We start from the raw sequence: 14,713 nt of genomic DNA, 5'->3' as shown, positions 1-14,713 counted from the left end.
TCGAGGCGTGCCGCGCGGGAACCACGCCGCTGTCCGCCGTCCCTGCACCGTCCGCGGTGCCCCCGGCAGCGGTACCGTCGAGTTCCCCGCCGTTGCTGCTGTTCACGCTGCCGTCCACCATGCCCTCCACCATAGCCGTCCCTGTACTCCCACGCCGTCGTCCCCCGTCCCCCGGACGGGGCCGGTCCTACCGCACGCGGTGGCTCCCCGCGTTCCTCGTCCGACGTGCGAAATAGCGCCCCTCGTCGACGGTCAACGAGATCGGCTGGTGGTAGGCACGGGTCAGGTTCTCCGAGGTCATCACGTCCTCCAGCAGCCCCTGTGCCACCACGTGCCCCTCGTCCAGGATCATCGCGTGGGTGAACCCCGGCGGGATCTCCTCGACATGGTGGGTGACCATCACCATGGCCGGTGCATCCGGGTCCGCGGCGAGTTCACCGAGCATCAGCACCAGGTCCTCACGCCCCCCCAGGTCCAGGCCCGCACCCGGCTCGTCGAGCAGCAGCAGCTCCGGGTCAGTCATCAGTGCCCGGGCGATCAGGACCCGCTTGCGCTCGCCCTCGCTCAGCGTGGCCCAGCGCTGGTCGCCGAGGTGGACCGCACCCATCTGCTCGAGGATCTCCATGGCGCGTTCCTCGTCGCCGCGGTCGTACTTCTCCCGCCAGCGCCCCATCACGTCATACCCCGCCGAGATCACCAGGTCGATGACCTTCTCCTCCCCCGGGACCTGGTACGCGACGGCCGCCGACGACATCCCCACGGCGGTACGGAGTTCGCGGACGTCGGTCTTCCCCAGGGTCTCCCCCACGATCCGGGCCGTGCCGGACGACGGGTACTGGCGGGCGCCGGCGATCGTCAGCAGCGAGGTCTTCCCCGCCCCGTTCGGGCCGATCAGGATCCACCGCTCGTCCACCTCGACCTGCCAGGTCACCGGATGGAGGACGTGGCGTCCGTCGCGGACCATGGCGACGTCACGGAGATCCAGGACGAGATCCTCGTCCAGGGCGTCGGCGGTGGCTGGTGTCGAGATGATGGTGTCGTTCACCCCTCCTATCGTGCCCTATCGACCCCGCCCACGGCAGAGCAGGGGCCCCTACCGCCGAGACCCCGACCCCGAACCGGCCCCGGCCCCGGCCCCGAGTCAGAACAGCGCGGAGGCCATGCGGGTCCGTGCGGCGATGACCCCCGGGTCCGCTGCGTCGTACATGGAGAAGATCTCCAGGAGCCTCGTCCGCGCCGCGTCTCTGTCGTCGCCCGCACCCGTGCGCATCCGCTCGATCAGGGTGTCGAACGCCTGCTCGCGGGCACCGGAGAGCAGAAGGTCGTCGATCTCGTCGGAGTCGCCCTGCGCCGAGCGTTCCAGCAGAACCGCGGTGACACGGGCGGCCCGGGCCTCGGTGACGGTCTCCGGGTCTGCCCCGCCGTCGGCGATGATCCGGTCGTAGACCGCCACTGCACCGGAGTAGTCCTCCGCCTCCAGCAGCGAGGCGGCCTCCTCGAACCTGGGGTCGCCACCCTCTGCCTCCTCTGCGGCCCCTGCGGCGTCGGCGGTGGCACCGTCCGCAGCACCACTGTCGGGGAGTCCCGGCAGCCTGCCGTCGACGGCACGGACCACCGCCTCGACGAACTGGGCGATCTGGTCCGGCGGCTGCACCCCCTCGAAACTAGACAGCGGGCGGCCGCCGGCCAGCGCCAGCACCGTCGGCACCGCCTGGACCTGCAACGCCTGTGCGATCTCCGGGGTGGTGTCCACATCGACCTCGCGGAACACCCACTGCACCGGTTCACCCGAGGCGTCCTGCGCCTCAGCGAGACGGGCGAACTCGGCGGACATCTCCGCGCATCCCTCGGCACGCTGACTCCCCAACAGGAGGACGACCGGCACCTGCGTGGAGCGGACGACGAGATCCTGCTCGAAGGACTCGGGGGTGACCGTCGCACTCCGCGGGATCTTCACCCCGCTCTCCGCCTCGGCCTTCGAGCGTTCAGCCACCCGTTGCCGTTGGTCCGCGGCCTCCTTCACCGCGCCCAGGTCCACGGCCCCCGCCGCGAAACGGTTCGGTGCGGCAGGGCCGCCCTGCTGATGGTGTCCCGGAAAATTCGGTGTCGTCATGGCGTCCCATCTTAGCGCCGACCGGTGCGCCGCCGCTCCCAGCACCCGGAGTGCCAGTGGCGCCGGTCGTCGCCGCCGCGGTGGGAGTCGGGCCAGGCGACGACATGCGCGACGCCGGGCGGGATGTTCTGGTTGCAGCCCGGGCACACGTAGTACTTCACCGCCGCCTGCGCGCCGATCCGCCGCACGAGATAGCTCTCCGCCCAGCCGGAGGTCCCACCCGCCCAGGACGGGGCGTCCTCCCGACGGGTCCCCAGGTAGGACGACCCGTCCCGGCGCAGCGTCCCGTCCGGTCCCGCCTGTCTCCTGTTACGTCTCGGCATCGTGGGTGGACGTCGCTCAGAACAACCGGAGTTCGTCGGACTCCACGCCCCGCATCGCCTGGTAGTCCAGGGTCACGCAACGGAACCCCCGGTCCTCGGCGAGCGTCCTGGCCTGTGGCTTGATCTCCTGGGCGGCGAAGACCCCCTGGACCGGGGCGAGCAGTTCATCGCGGTTCAGCAGGTCGACGTACCTGGACAGCTGCTCCACCCCGTCGATACCGCCCCGTCTCTTGATCTCCACCGCGACAGTCTTCCCGTCACTGTCGCGCGAGAGGATGTCGACCGGCCCGATGGCGGTGGGGTACTCACGCCGCACCAGTGTGTACCCCTCCCCGAGGATGTCGATCTGCTCGGCGAGCAGTTCCTGGAGGTGTCCCTCGACGCCGTCCTTGACCAGACCCGGGTCCTCGCCCAGCTCGTGGGAGGTGTCGGAGTAGACCTCCCGCAGCCGGATCGTCAGCCGCTCCTTCTTCGGGTTCTCCACCGTCCACACCGCGACGACGCCCTGCTCCGCCATCTCCGTCCGCACGTCGGCCCCCTCGGCGACGGTGAGTGCGCACGGCGGTGTCATCCAGTTGAGCGGCTTGTAGGCACGGTCATCGGCGTGGATGCTCACCGAGCCGTCCGCCTTCACCATGATCAGACGGTCAGCTTCGGGGAGATGGGCTGCCAGACGCCCCTCGTAGTCGACAGAACAGCGGCAAATGACCAAACGCATGGAGAACAGGCTACCCCATCCTCTGCCGGCCGCCGCGCGTCCACCCCGCCCGGCGCTGTCGGCCTAACCGATCCCCCGCCGGCGCAACGCCCGCATGTCCGACCGGACCATCCGCTCCGACGGGGCGGACTCCAGCCAGGACACCAGCGCGGTGTCCCCGGCGTCGTCGAGGGCGACCTCCCAGGACTTCTCACCGTCCGACAGGGTCATCACATGCAGTTCCGCCTCCAGGAAGGCCGACTCCCGCTGGGTGATCTCCCGCCGTTCTGTGATCTCGGTGTGGTGCCGGCTCAGCTGCAGATCCGATTCCGGGCGGATCGACCGCAGCTTGTAGACCCGGGCGATCCCGCTGCCGTAAACAAGAACCCCGTGGCGCCAGTGCCTGCCGTCCGGACTCGGAAGGCTTCTGACCACCACGGGGATGCCCCGGCTGCGAAGGGTGAGAAATCGTGCACCCGCGATCAACGCTCCACAGGCCAGCACGATCACCACGACGGTGACCAGAATGTTCAACAGCACCAGGTACGCCCCTTCTCGGTCGTCGACCACTGACGGTAGTCACCCGCCAGTGGCGCCGCGCCTCCGAACTTTCCGACGATACTACCGCTGCCCGGCGACAGGTGCAGGGGCTGTCAGCTCTCCTGCAGACGCTTCACGGCGCGAAGTTCGGACTCCGCCAACTCCCGCTCCTCCTCGGTCGAGGCGTCGCGGACGCGCGCCTCTGCCTCGGCGGCGTTGACCTCATGGGCCCACGACGCGGAATCGGCCAGGATGGTGATCTTCTCCGTCGACACGGACAGGAAACCACCCTGTACCGCGGCGACGAGGGTCTCGCCCTCGGTGGTCCGGATGACCACGACGCCGTTCTCGACCAACTGGCCGAGCAGCGGTTCGTGGCCGGGCAGCACGCCGATCTCGCCCTCGGTGGTCTGTGCGGTGACGGAGGTGGCCTTACCCGACCACAGCATCCGCTCCACGGCCACCAGTTCAGCGGCAATCTCAGCCATGTGCGTGACCCCTTACTTCTCGGTGAGCTTCTTGTAGGCGGCCTCGACGTCGTCGAGTCCACCCAGACCGTCGAAGCACTGCTCCGGGTAGGCGTCGAACTCGCCGTCGCAGATGCGCTCGAAGGCGTCGATCGTGTCCTTGAGGGGCACGAAGGAACCGGGGATATCGGTGAACTTCTGGGCCACGAAGAAGTTCTGGCCCAGGAAGCGCTCGATACGACGTGCACGCTGGACGGTGATCTTGTCCTCTTCGGACAGCTCGTCCATACCCAGGATGGCGATGATGTCCTGCAGTTCCTTGTTCTTCTGCAGGATACCGATCACGCGCTGGGCGACAGCGTAGTGGCGGTCACCGACGATACCGGGCTCCAGGATGCGCGACGTCGAGGTCAGCGGGTCCACCGCGGGGTAGATACCCTTCGAGGCGATGGCACGGTTGAGCTCGGTGGTCGCGTCCAGGTGGGCGAAGGTCGTCGCCGGGGCCGGGTCGGTGTAGTCGTCGGCGGGCACGTAGACGGCCTGCAGAGACGTGATCGAACGGCCCTTGGTCGAGGTGATCCGCTCCTGGAGCACACCCATCTCGTCCGCCAGGGTCGGCTGGTAACCCACTGCGGAGGGCATACGCCCCAGCAGCGTGGAGACCTCGGAACCGGCCTGGGTGAAACGGAAGATGTTGTCGATGAACAGCAGCACGTCCTGGTTCTGCACATCGCGGAAGTACTCCGCCATGGTCAGGCCGGACAGCGCCACGCGCATACGGACTCCCGGAGGCTCGTCCATCTGGCCGAAGACGAGGGCGGTGTCCTGGAGGACGCCCATCTCCTCCATCTCCAGGCGGAGGTCGGTACCCTCACGGGTACGCTCACCGACGCCGGCGAACACGGACGTACCGGAGAACTCGCGGGCGATACGGGTGATCATCTCCTGGATGAGCACCGTCTTGCCCACACCGGCGCCACCGAACAGGCCGATCTTACCGCCCTTGACGTACGGGGTCAGCAGGTCGATGACCTTGATGCCCGTCTCCATCAGTTCGGTGCGGCCCTCGAGCTGGTCGAAGTTCGGGGCGTCGCGGTGGATACCCCACTGCTCCCCGTCGCGGCCGAGGCCCGGCTCGTCGAGGCAGTCACCCAGGGCGTTGAACACGTGGCCCTTGACGACGTCACCGACCGGGACGGAGATCGGACGACCGGTGTCGGTGACCTCGGCGCCACGGACGAGTCCGTCGGTCGGGGCCATGGCGACACCACGGACGATGTTGTCACCCAGGTGCTGGGCGACCTCGAGGACGATGGTCTTGGCCACCGCCTCGAGAGTCACCTCCACCTCGAGTGCGTTGTACAGTGCCGGCAGCGCGCCGCGCGGGAACTCCACGTCGACGACCGGTCCGATGACTCGGACCACGCGACCGGCAGCAGTCGATGCGGCGCTGTCGCGCTGCACCTCAGTAGCTGTAGTCATAGTTAGTCACTTTCTCCGCTGTCGGCGAGCGCGTTGACGCCACCGACGATCTCTGAGATTTCCTGGGTGATCTTTGCCTGGCGCAGCTGGTTGGCGACGCGGGAGAGGTCGTTGACCAGTGCGGTGGCATTGTCCGTCGCCGCGGACATCGCAGTACGACGCGCAGCGGACTCACTGGCGGCGGCTTCCAGCATCAGGGCGAAGATGCTCCGGGAGACGTACTGCGGCAGCAGCGCCTCCAGGAGGGTGTCCGGGTCCGGTTCGAAGTCGACCTCGGCCGACACGCTCTCCGAGCCGTCGGACAGCATGTCCTCACCGACGCGCAGCGGCTCGTCGTCGAGCTGGGTCGCGATCGGCAGCATGCGGATGGCACGCGGCGTCTGCGTCAGCATCGACTCGAACTTCGTGTACACGACGTGCAGTTCGCTGAAGCCGGGCACCTCGGTGTTCTCCGGGGCGGTCAGCCCGTCGCGCCACTTGGCGGTGCCCTCGTCGCCGGCGGTGAAGCCGTCGATGAGGTGGCGGCGGAGGTCGTGTGTCGACGCGTAGACGGGGTCCTGCGAGAACCCGGTCCACGAACCGGCGACGTCCTCCCCACGGAAGCTGTAGAAGGTGACGCCCTTGGAGCCGGCGACGTACAGGACGACGTCCTTGCCCTCGTCCTCGAGCCGCTTGCGCAGCTCGGCGGTCTTCTTCAGCACGTTGTGGTTGTAGCCACCGCACATGCCGCGGTCACTCGTGATGACGAGGATAGCCGCACGCTTGGCGTCCGCCTCCATGTCGAGCATCGGGTGGTCCAGTGAGGACGCCGAGGCCAGACGCTGGATGACCCGAGTGATCTCGTCGGCGTAGGGCTGGGACGCGTCCACGCGAGCCTGCGCCTTGGTGATCTTGGAGGTCGCGATGAGCTCCTGGGCCTTCGTGATCTTCTTCGTCGAGTTGACGGACTTGATCCGACCCCTCAGTTCGCGAAGTGTTGCCATCGCTGCTACCTCCCTTCTTCTGTGTACTCGGTCTGTGCAGTCATCGTCTCAGTTACCCGCGCCTACTTCTTGCGGGAGACGGTGATCTGGGACTGATCGAGATCTTCGTCGGCCAGTGCCCGGGCCTCCGGCTCGTTGATGACCGGGGTGCCGTCGGTGGTCTGGAAGCTGCGCTTGAACTCACCGGTGGCGGACACGAGGGTCTTCTTCGAGTCGTCGGACAGCGGGGTGCCACCCTTGATCTGCTCGTAGACGCCGGCGTAGTTGGCGTGCAGGTACTCCCACAGCTCAGCCTCGAAGCGGCGGACGTCCTCGACCGGGACCGAGTCGAACTCGCCCTCGCCGGCCAGGTAGATGGAGACCATCTGGTCTTCCACGGCCTGCGGCTCGGTCTCGCGCTGCTTCAGCAGCTCGACGAGACGCTCACCACGCTCCAGCTGGGCCTTGGAGAACTCGTCCAGGTCGGACGCGAAGGCTGCGAAAGCCTCCAGGTCACGGTATGCGGCGAGGTCCAGTCGCAGGTTACCGGCGACCTTCTTCATGCCCTTGGTCTGTGCGTCGCCACCCACACGGGAGACGGAGACACCGACGTTGATGGCCGGACGGACACCCTGGTTGAACAGGTCGGACTCCAGGAAGACCTGGCCGTCGGTGATCGAGATGACGTTGGTGGGGATGAACGCTCCGACGTCGTTGGCCTTGGTCTCGATGATCGGCAGTGCGGTCATCGAGCCGGCGCCCTCTTCGTCGGACAGCTTCGCCGCACGCTCCAGCAGACGGGAGTGCAGGTAGAAGACGTCACCCGGGTACGCTTCACGTCCCGGCGGACGGCGCAGCAGCAGGGAGATGGCACGGTAGGCCTCGGCCTGCTTGGTCAGGTCGTCGAAGATGATGAGGACGTGCTTGCCCTCGTACATCCACTGCTGACCCAGGGCTGCGCCGGCGAACGGTGCGAGCCACTTGAACCCGGCGGAGTCGGATGCCGGAGCTGCCACGATGGTCGTGTAGTCCAGGGCACCCTGCTCTTCCAGGGTCTGACGCAGCGCGGCGATGGTGGAACCCTTCTGGCCGATCGCGACGTAGATGCAACGCACCTGCTTCGTCGGGTCGCCGGACTCCCAGTTCGCACGCTGGTTCAGGATGGTGTCGACGCAGACGGAGGTCTTGCCCGTCTTGCGGTCGCCGATGATCAGCTGACGCTGACCGCGGCCGATCGGGGTCATGGCATCGATGGCCTTGATGCCGGTCTGCATCGGCTCGTGCACCGGCTGGCGCTGCAGCACCGACGGTGCCTGCAGTTCCAGGGCGCGGGTCTCGGTGGACTCGATGTCCCCGCGACCGTCGATGGGCTGCCCCAGGGGGTTGATGACCCGGCCGAGGAAGTTCTCGCCGACCGGCACGGACAGGACGTCGCCGGTCCGCTTGACTTCGTCGCCTTCCCTCAGCGCCTCGTAGTTACCCAGGACCACGACGCCGATCGAATCGGTCTCGAGGTTCTGTGCGACTCCGATGATGCCGCCGGGGAACTCAAGCAGCTCATTGGTCATCACGGAGGGCATACCCGAAACCTGGGCAATGCCGTCCGCTGCCATGGTGACCACGCCGACCTCCTCACGGGAGGCCTCCGCGGAAGTGCTTGAGGTGTAGTTCGCAATCGCGCTACGGATCTCATCGGAGGAGATCGTAAGCTCCGCCATGTTCTTCCTGCTCTCGGTATCGTCTTCCAGCATTACGTGAATTATCTTGTCGATCGAGGTTCTATCCGGGACGACTAGACGAGGGCCCGACGCAGGCGCTCCAGCTTTCCGGCTGTGCTCCCGTCGATCACTTCGTCGCCGACCCGGATGACCGCTCCACCGAGGAGGCTGGTGTCAACCTCGGAATGGACGGACATCGCGGAACCGTAGATCTTCTCCAACTTCTGACCCAGTGCCTGCTCCTGTGCACCCGACAGCGCGGCTGCGGAGCGGACACGGGCGACCCGACGTCCGTCCAGCTCAGCTGCGAAGTCGCACAGTGCGTCAAGGTCCTCGACCGGACGCGCGACGGGACGGCCGACCACCTGGAGCGCGAGCGCCTCGGTGATCGCGCTGACGTGTCCGTAGAGGACCTTCGCCAGCAGTTCCCGACGCTTCTCGCCCGAGGCGAGACGGTCCGCCAGCAGCATCTCCAGCTCCGGCTCCTTCTCGAGGAGACGGGCGAGCTCGAAGAGCTCGGCGGCGACCTTCTCGCGCTGACCCTGCTCATGGGCTGCACGCAGCAGGGCACGGCGGCCCAGCTCGACCAGCCCGTGGCGCAGGTCCCGGGTGTTGGACCAGGTGCCCTTGACGACCTGCGAGACAGTCTCGCGGGTCGTGTCGGAGACCTTGTCCGCCAGCAGCCCGTCGGCCAGTGCGGCACGACGGTCGGCCGGAACAGTCTGGTCCACCAGTGCCATGCGCAGCGACCGGTCGCTGTCCAAGAGGTCGGCGACCTCGAACAGCTCGGAACCGGTGGTTGCGCCGGCGGCGGCGGTGTCGGTGGCACCGGACAGTGCACCGTCCAGCGACTCAGTCAGCTGGTCCAGGGTTGTTCTGCTCGCTGCGTGCACGGGCCTCACTTCCCCGATCCGACGCTGTCGAGATCAGCGAGGAAGGAGTCGATCGTACCGGAACGCTTGACGTCGTCCGACAGCTGGTCGCCCAGCAGTCGTTCGGCGAGGTTGATGGAGTTCTCCCCCATCTCCTTGCGCAGATCGGAGACGACGGCCTCGCGCTGCGCGAGCAGCTGCTTGTTACCGGCCTCGATGATGCGGTTGGACTCGTCGGTCGCCTGGGTCTTCATGTCGGCGATGATCTTCTGACCCTGCGAGCGGGCGTCGTCGCGGATCTGGGAAGCCTCGGTACGGGCCTCGGCCAGCTGCGCGTTGTACTTCTCCAGCGCGGCCTTGGCCTCGTCCTGTGCCTGCTCGGCACGTGCGATGCCACCCTCGATCTGGTCGGTGCGGTCAGCCATGACCTGCTTGACCTTGGGAAGCACGAACTTCCAGAAGATCACGAAGATGATGATGAAGCTGACAAGGGACCAGACGATGTCATACGTCGCCGGGAGCAGCGGGTTGATCTGCCCCTCGAAAGGCAGCTCTTCGGCTGCCAGAATGAGGTAGTTCGTCATAGTCTCCAGCTTTCGCTCTTGAGTGTGAAGGTCTTGTCACAGCACCCCGGTGACGGGGCGCCGCACACTAGAACAGGAAGCCGGCGACCAGGCCGATGAGGGCGAGCGCCTCGGTGAAGGCGATACCCAGGAACATGGTGGTGCGCAGCTGGCCGGCCATCTCGGGCTGGCGAGCCATGGCCTCTGCGGTCTTGCCGACCAGGATACCGATACCGACACCGGGGCCGATGGCTGCGAGGCCGTAGCCGATGGTGCCGAGGCCCTCGAACTTGGTGGTGGTGTCCTGGGCGAGGAGCAGCAGGTCGTTCATTAGGATTCCATTCCCTTTCGTGGTGCCCCATCCGCTCCCACGATTGCGGGTCCGGAAGGCGGGGCGAGAATATTATGTGTGGATGTCGGGGGTCAGTGCTCGTCCGCGTGCAGCGACTGCTCGATGTAGACCGCCGCCAGCAGGCTGAAGATGTAGGCCTGCAGGAAGATGATCAGCATCTCGAACAGAGTGAAGGCGATTGCGGCGACGAGGGTTCCTCCGGCCAACAGCGTCCAGCCGTTGAGCTGCCAGAAGAAGAAGTTCGTGGCGCCGAACAGCAGCACGAGAACAATGTGGCCGGCCAGCATATTCGCCATGAGACGGATGGTCAGGGTGACCGGCCTCAGGACGAAGGTCGAGAAGAACTCGATCGGGACGACCAGCAGGTGCAGCGCCGGGGGCAGGTTCGGGATGACCACGGAGGACTTCACGAACTTGCCGAAGCCGTAGCGCTTGGCGCCTGCGTAGATCATGGCGATGTAGGCCACCGCCGCCAGGACGATCGGCATGCCGACCCTCGCGTTGGCGGAGACGTTCAGCGCCGGAATGATCGCAGGCAGGTTGCCGATGAGGACAACGAAGAAGATGGTGGCGATGATCGGCAGGAACCGCCGGCCCTCCTTCTTCCCCAGGATCTCCTCGGCGATGTGCACGCGGACGAAGTCGACCGCGTACTCTGCAACGTTCTGTGCACCCCTCGGGATCAGCTTCGGCTTACGGAAGGCATACAGAAAAAAAGCCGCCAGAATGACGATCATCAGGATACGGATGACCATCAGGCGGTCGACTGCGAAGATGCCGTTCGCGAAATCGCTGAACCAGAGCTGGCTGGGATCCACTTCCCCCGGGAAGAATTCATGCTCCATAGAAGGCGCGTGGAATTCGCCCTTCATGGCCAAGGTTGTAACGCTCAGCGTTCTCTCCCGTGGTTTGGGCCGCGTGATTGTGGTCAAGCGGTGCGATGGAGGATGTCAGGAATTCCCGGAACCGTGGACTCCGTCGCACATCCGCACGGTACCGGGGGTGATATACCAGGCATTCTCGCGGGCACGCGTATCTACACGGATCCGCCTACCTGATTACCCGCAGGACAGCATACCAGCCGTCCGCGCAGGTACGCGAACCAACTCCCCCCGGACCCCCGTCCCGGGCATTCCCCGTGATCCGGGTGCGCGGGCCCACCCCCGGGTCACACGTTCGTGACGCTCGTCCGGATGATACCGACGGTCTCTGCCCCCAACGCGACCACGAGTGCGGCGATCACGGTGACCCCCATTGCCGTGTGGTCGAAGAAGTCCATGTCGCGCAGCAGCAGGAGGATACAGAGCACCACCACGATCTTGATCAGCCAGGAGCCGAGGGTGACCACCATGGTGGTCTGCGGGGAGGTGTTCGAGGTCAGCAGGACCACCGCCACGGTGGCCAGCACGAAACCGCCCCCGATCGCCGCGCCGATGAGCACGCCCCACAACCCCTCGAGTCCACGGAAGTTGCCCCAGAGTGCGAGGGAGATCACGGTGATCACCAGCAGGCCCACGGCCCCGGACCGGGCCGCGTTCAGCAGGGGACGCCGGTGATCGGACATGTCCCCGTCCGACTCGTTGATGTCGGGGAGGTCGTTCGTCTGCTCGCTGTTCTGCTCAGTCACGGGCTACAGCCTAGCGCCCTCCCCCGCCGGTGACCTACCCGGACGCCGCCGCATGGTGCCCGCCACGCGCACCGGCCCCGTCACGTCCCTCGCGTCCGCGCCACAACGGAACGGCGGTGAACGCCGTCGCCAGGAGGATGACCGTACCGAACACGATCGCCGCCACGGGGAGCGGGAGCACCGTGGACCCCACCGCTCCGGTGGCCACCACTCCGACCCAGCTGTAGAGGACCAGCACGACCTGCTTCTGCGAGTGCCCCAGGCGCAGGAGACGGTGGTGGAGGTGCTGCTTGTCCGGCGCGAACGGGCTCTTGCCCGCCTTCAGCCGCCGGACGACGGCCATCAGCAGGTCGAGCATCGGGATGAACAGGGCGGCGACCACCACCAGCACCGGGGTCATCAGCGCCAGGAAGTCCGCCGGCCCGTACAACGCCATGTTGATCCGCCCCGACGCCGAGACACTGGCCGCAGCCAGGAGAAGACCGATCAGCATCGAACCGGAGTCGCCCATGAATATCCGGGCCGGGGAGAAGTTGTGTGGGAGGAACCCCAGGCACACACCCAGCAGCCCGGCGGAGATCATCGCCGGCGGGTAGGCGCTGACGGTGCCACCCTGGTCATGGAGGATCGTCAGCGAGTAGACCAGCAGCGTGGTCGCCGCGATCGCGCCCAGCCCGGCGGCCAGGCCGTCCAGTCCGTCGACGAAGTTCATCGCGTTGATGATCGCCACCGTCAACAGGGAGGTCAAGATCGTGGACTGGACCTGGTCGAGGACCACCGTGGTCCCGCTGCCGAACGGCGAGTAGATCAGGTACCACGACAGACCCGCCAGGCTCATCACCACGGCACCCGCCACCTGGCCACCGAGCTTGAGCACCCAGGAAATGTCGAAGAGGTCGTCGACGACACCCACGATCACGATGACGAACGCGGCCGCGACGATGGCCACCATGTCCGGTGTCACCGGCGGGAACCCGCGGTTCAGGGCGGGCAGCTGGTTGGCCACCAGGACGGCGACGACAAATCCGGTGAACATCGCCACCCCGCCGAGCCTCGGGGTGGGGACGGTGTGGACGTCCCGGGAACGCGGCGCCGCCAACCGCCCGAACCTGAGCATCAGCATCCGGATGATGCCGGTCGTCAGGTACGTGGTGACCAGCCCGACCAGGAGGATGAGCGCCAGTTCACGAAACGGCACCCCCACCCCCGACCAGGACGCCGCGGACAGCCCCATGCTCAGTGCCCCTGCGCCGATTCCGCGTCGAGGAGGGTCTCCGCGGACATTCCGAGGACTTCACCGACCCGCTCGGCACTGATGGCACCGTCGCGGAGGATCCGCGGACGGTAGCCGGACAGGTCGACGATGGTCGAGGCCGTGCCGATGGAGGCCTCCCCCGCATCGAGGTAGACCGCCACCGAGTCGCCGAGCTGGTCACGGGCGTCCTGCGCCGTGAGGGCGGCCGGGCGGCCCGAGATGTTCGCGCTGGAGACCGCCATCGGGCCGGTCTGCTGCAGCAGTTCGATCGCCAACGGGTGCAGCGGCATCCGCAGGGCCACGGTGCCCCGCGTGTCGCCGAGGTTCCACGGCAGGCTGGGGGCCTGGTGGGTCACGATGGTGAGCCCGCCCGGCCAGAAGGCCTCGGTGAGCAGGCGCAACGGCTCGTTGTAGTCGCGCACCAGTCCCGCGACGGTGTCCCAGGAGCCGATGAGCACCGGCACCGGCATGTCGGGGCCACGGTGCTTCGCGCGGAGCAGGGCGGCCACCGCGTCATTGTCGAATGCGTCGGCACCGATGCCGTAGACGGTGTCGGTCGGTGTGACGACCAGGCGTCCGGCCTTCACCGCGCCGAGCGCCGCCGCGACGCCGTTCTCCCTGCCGTCGTCCTCAGAACAGTCGTAGGTCTGTGCCATCGTCCGCGCAGCCCGTCCCTTCGTGTCGTCGTCTCAAACTACCTTGACCCGTCCACTCTAGTCCCGCGCCGGACGATGTCCGGGATCGCGGTGCACCTGGCCGGTCACGAAGCGGTCCCGCCCGGTCAGGTCCCTGTGCTGGACCAGGTCGGTGATACCGGCGTCAGCCAGCAGACGCCGCACCGCCGGCCCCGTCGAGTCGTCGTGCTCCACGGCGACGCCGGCACTCGTCGCCGTAACCAGGTCGATCACCCCGGCCAGCGGCCGCATCAGGGTGAGCCCGTCGTCGCCCGAGAACACCGCGTCGTGGGGGTCCTTAGCCACTTCCGGCGACACCTCGGTGCTCTCGGGGACGTACGGGGGGTTGGAGGCGACGATGTCGGCGGAGTTCACCAGCCCGAGGGCGATGACGTCCTCCCGCCGCGACACATCCGCCTGGTGGAACTCGACCCGGATCCGGGGATCGACATGGCCCTCGGCGACCCAGCGACGGGCGTTGCCGCGGGCGCGGTCGACCCCGTCCGCGGTGATCTCCAGCCCGATCACGCGCACGGAGACCGTGTCCGGGATCCGACGTACCGTGAGTTCATGGGCGACGCCGAGGGCGATGGTGCCCGGACCGCTGCACAGGTCGACGACGGTGAGCGTCGGTTCGAGTAACCGTGAGAACAACCCGTGTTCCCGACGTGCCACGCGACGTTCCGCCTCGCCGGCGACCCAGTCGATCAGCAGGTCCGTCTCCGGGCGTGGGATGAACACCCCGGGCCCGACCTCGATGTCGATGCCCATGACGGGCGCACGGCCGAGGATCCACTGCAGCGGCTCGCGGGAGACGCGTCGCTCCAGCAGACCGGCGAAACCCGTCGGGACGGGGTCCCCGCCGCGCATCACGATGTCCAGCGGAGTCACCGTGGTGCCGCTCTCCTGCTCCAGGGCGGCGGCCATGAGCACGCGTGCGTCATGGCCCGCGGACTCCACCCCGGCCCGTACCAGGGCCGGGACGGCCTCCCGGAGCGCCGCGGACACCGTCGGGCCGACACAACTGTCCCGGCCACCGGCCGTGGACGTCCCGGACGCAGTCACCGC

The 14,713-nt window shown here is 67.3% G+C and carries 17 protein-coding genes; all 17 read right to left on the bottom strand.

Annotated elements, in window-relative coordinates; genetic code table 11:
* Positions 1 to 187: 187 nt before the first annotated feature.
* Positions 188 to 1,045 (bottom strand): ABC transporter ATP-binding protein, encoded by an 858-nt coding sequence (locus MUN33_RS11605; RefSeq protein WP_244805072.1) that lies wholly within the window; start codon positions 1,043 to 1,045, stop codon positions 188 to 190.
* Between the two features lie 96 nt (positions 1,046 to 1,141).
* Positions 1,142 to 2,113, bottom strand: a complete 972-nt coding sequence (locus MUN33_RS11600; RefSeq protein WP_244805071.1) for a tetratricopeptide repeat protein — start codon at positions 2,111 to 2,113, stop codon at positions 1,142 to 1,144.
* A gap of 11 nt (positions 2,114 to 2,124) precedes the next feature.
* Positions 2,125 to 2,436: an Rv1322 family protein gene (locus tag MUN33_RS11595; RefSeq protein ID WP_244805070.1), complete on the bottom strand. Its 312-nt coding sequence runs from the start codon at positions 2,434 to 2,436 to the stop codon at positions 2,125 to 2,127.
* Between the two features lie 16 nt (positions 2,437 to 2,452).
* Positions 2,453 to 3,154, bottom strand: a complete 702-nt coding sequence (gene nucS, locus MUN33_RS11590; protein ID WP_244805069.1) for an endonuclease NucS — start codon at positions 3,152 to 3,154, stop codon at positions 2,453 to 2,455.
* 63 nt (positions 3,155 to 3,217) lie between these two features.
* Positions 3,218 to 3,673 (bottom strand): DUF2550 domain-containing protein, encoded by a 456-nt coding sequence (locus tag MUN33_RS11585; RefSeq protein WP_244805068.1) that lies wholly within the window; start codon positions 3,671 to 3,673, stop codon positions 3,218 to 3,220.
* 113 nt (positions 3,674 to 3,786) lie between these two features.
* Positions 3,787 to 4,161 carry a F0F1 ATP synthase subunit epsilon gene (locus tag MUN33_RS11580; RefSeq protein ID WP_244805067.1) on the bottom strand — a complete coding sequence of 125 codons (375 nt, stop codon included), beginning with the start codon at positions 4,159 to 4,161 and terminating at the stop codon, positions 3,787 to 3,789.
* Between the two features lie 12 nt (positions 4,162 to 4,173).
* On the bottom strand, positions 4,174 to 5,622 hold the full coding sequence (gene atpD / locus MUN33_RS11575; RefSeq protein ID WP_244805066.1) for a F0F1 ATP synthase subunit beta: 1,449 nt from the start codon (positions 5,620 to 5,622) through the stop codon (positions 4,174 to 4,176).
* 2 nt (positions 5,623 to 5,624) lie between these two features.
* The gene (locus MUN33_RS11570; RefSeq protein WP_244805065.1) at positions 5,625 to 6,605 is read right to left on the bottom strand and encodes a F0F1 ATP synthase subunit gamma; all 981 of its coding nucleotides are present in this window, start codon (positions 6,603 to 6,605) and stop codon (positions 5,625 to 5,627) included.
* 62 nt (positions 6,606 to 6,667) lie between these two features.
* Entirely contained in the window at positions 6,668 to 8,302 is a 1,635-nt protein-coding gene (gene atpA / locus MUN33_RS11565) for a F0F1 ATP synthase subunit alpha (RefSeq protein WP_244805514.1), read from the bottom strand.
* Between the two features lie 74 nt (positions 8,303 to 8,376).
* Positions 8,377 to 9,195, bottom strand: coding sequence for a F0F1 ATP synthase subunit delta (locus MUN33_RS11560; RefSeq protein WP_244805064.1), 819 nt, complete (start codon positions 9,193 to 9,195; stop codon positions 8,377 to 8,379).
* A gap of 5 nt (positions 9,196 to 9,200) precedes the next feature.
* A complete protein-coding gene (locus MUN33_RS11555) occupies positions 9,201 to 9,758 on the bottom strand; it encodes a F0F1 ATP synthase subunit B (RefSeq protein WP_244805063.1) in 558 nt (185 codons plus the stop codon).
* A 67-nt stretch (positions 9,759 to 9,825) separates the two neighbouring features.
* A complete protein-coding gene (locus MUN33_RS11550) occupies positions 9,826 to 10,068 on the bottom strand; it encodes an ATP synthase F0 subunit C (protein ID WP_038547733.1) in 243 nt (80 codons plus the stop codon).
* A gap of 92 nt (positions 10,069 to 10,160) precedes the next feature.
* Positions 10,161 to 10,961, bottom strand: a complete 801-nt coding sequence (gene atpB / locus MUN33_RS11545) for a F0F1 ATP synthase subunit A (RefSeq protein WP_244805062.1) — start codon at positions 10,959 to 10,961, stop codon at positions 10,161 to 10,163.
* A 296-nt stretch (positions 10,962 to 11,257) separates the two neighbouring features.
* A complete protein-coding gene (locus MUN33_RS11540; RefSeq protein ID WP_244805061.1) occupies positions 11,258 to 11,716 on the bottom strand; it encodes a Cg1360 family ATP-synthase-associated protein in 459 nt (152 codons plus the stop codon).
* Between the two features lie 34 nt (positions 11,717 to 11,750).
* Complete coding sequence (locus tag MUN33_RS11535) at positions 11,751 to 12,950, bottom strand: MraY family glycosyltransferase (protein ID WP_244805060.1); 1,200 nt, start codon at positions 12,948 to 12,950, stop codon at positions 11,751 to 11,753.
* A gap of 2 nt (positions 12,951 to 12,952) precedes the next feature.
* Positions 12,953 to 13,627, bottom strand: a complete 675-nt coding sequence (locus MUN33_RS11530; RefSeq protein ID WP_244805059.1) for an L-threonylcarbamoyladenylate synthase — start codon at positions 13,625 to 13,627, stop codon at positions 12,953 to 12,955.
* Between the two features lie 57 nt (positions 13,628 to 13,684).
* Positions 13,685 to 14,710, bottom strand: a complete 1,026-nt coding sequence (locus MUN33_RS11525; protein ID WP_244805058.1) for a N5-glutamine methyltransferase family protein — start codon at positions 14,708 to 14,710, stop codon at positions 13,685 to 13,687.
* Between the last annotated feature and the right edge of the window lie 3 nt (positions 14,711 to 14,713).

It is taken from the genome of Corynebacterium kalidii, assembly GCF_022869005.1.
GTDB lineage: Bacteria > Actinomycetota > Actinomycetes > Mycobacteriales > Mycobacteriaceae > Corynebacterium > Corynebacterium kalidii.
The sequence above is the reverse complement of the archived record's forward strand: the minus strand, read 5'-3'. Positions and strand labels throughout refer to the sequence as shown.

Excerpts from the sequence above, each read along its gene's own strand:
- MUN33_RS11600 (WP_244805071.1), bottom strand. The coding sequence starts at position 2,113 with ATGACGACACCGAATTTTCCGGGACACCATCAGCAGGGCGGCCCTGCC.
- MUN33_RS11595 (WP_244805070.1), bottom strand. The coding sequence starts at position 2,436 with ATGCCGAGACGTAACAGGAGACAGGCGGGACCGGACGGGACGCTGCGC.
- nucS (WP_244805069.1), bottom strand. The coding sequence starts at position 3,154 with ATGCGTTTGGTCATTTGCCGCTGTTCTGTCGACTACGAGGGGCGTCTG.
- MUN33_RS11580 (WP_244805067.1), bottom strand. The coding sequence starts at position 4,161 with ATGGCTGAGATTGCCGCTGAACTGGTGGCCGTGGAGCGGATGCTGTGG.
- atpD (WP_244805066.1), bottom strand. The coding sequence starts at position 5,622 with ATGACTACAGCTACTGAGGTGCAGCGCGACAGCGCCGCATCGACTGCT.
- MUN33_RS11570 (WP_244805065.1), bottom strand. The coding sequence starts at position 6,605 with ATGGCAACACTTCGCGAACTGAGGGGTCGGATCAAGTCCGTCAACTCG.
- atpA (WP_244805514.1), bottom strand. The coding sequence starts at position 8,302 with ATGGCGGAGCTTACGATCTCCTCCGATGAGATCCGTAGCGCGATTGCG.
- MUN33_RS11555 (WP_244805063.1), bottom strand. The coding sequence starts at position 9,758 with ATGACGAACTACCTCATTCTGGCAGCCGAAGAGCTGCCTTTCGAGGGG.
- MUN33_RS11550 (WP_038547733.1), bottom strand. The coding sequence starts at position 10,068 with ATGAACGACCTGCTGCTCCTCGCCCAGGACACCACCACCAAGTTCGAG.
- atpB (WP_244805062.1), bottom strand. The coding sequence starts at position 10,961 with ATGAAGGGCGAATTCCACGCGCCTTCTATGGAGCATGAATTCTTCCCG.
- MUN33_RS11535 (WP_244805060.1), bottom strand. The coding sequence starts at position 12,950 with ATGGGGCTGTCCGCGGCGTCCTGGTCGGGGGTGGGGGTGCCGTTTCGT.
- MUN33_RS11530 (WP_244805059.1), bottom strand. The coding sequence starts at position 13,627 with ATGGCACAGACCTACGACTGTTCTGAGGACGACGGCAGGGAGAACGGC.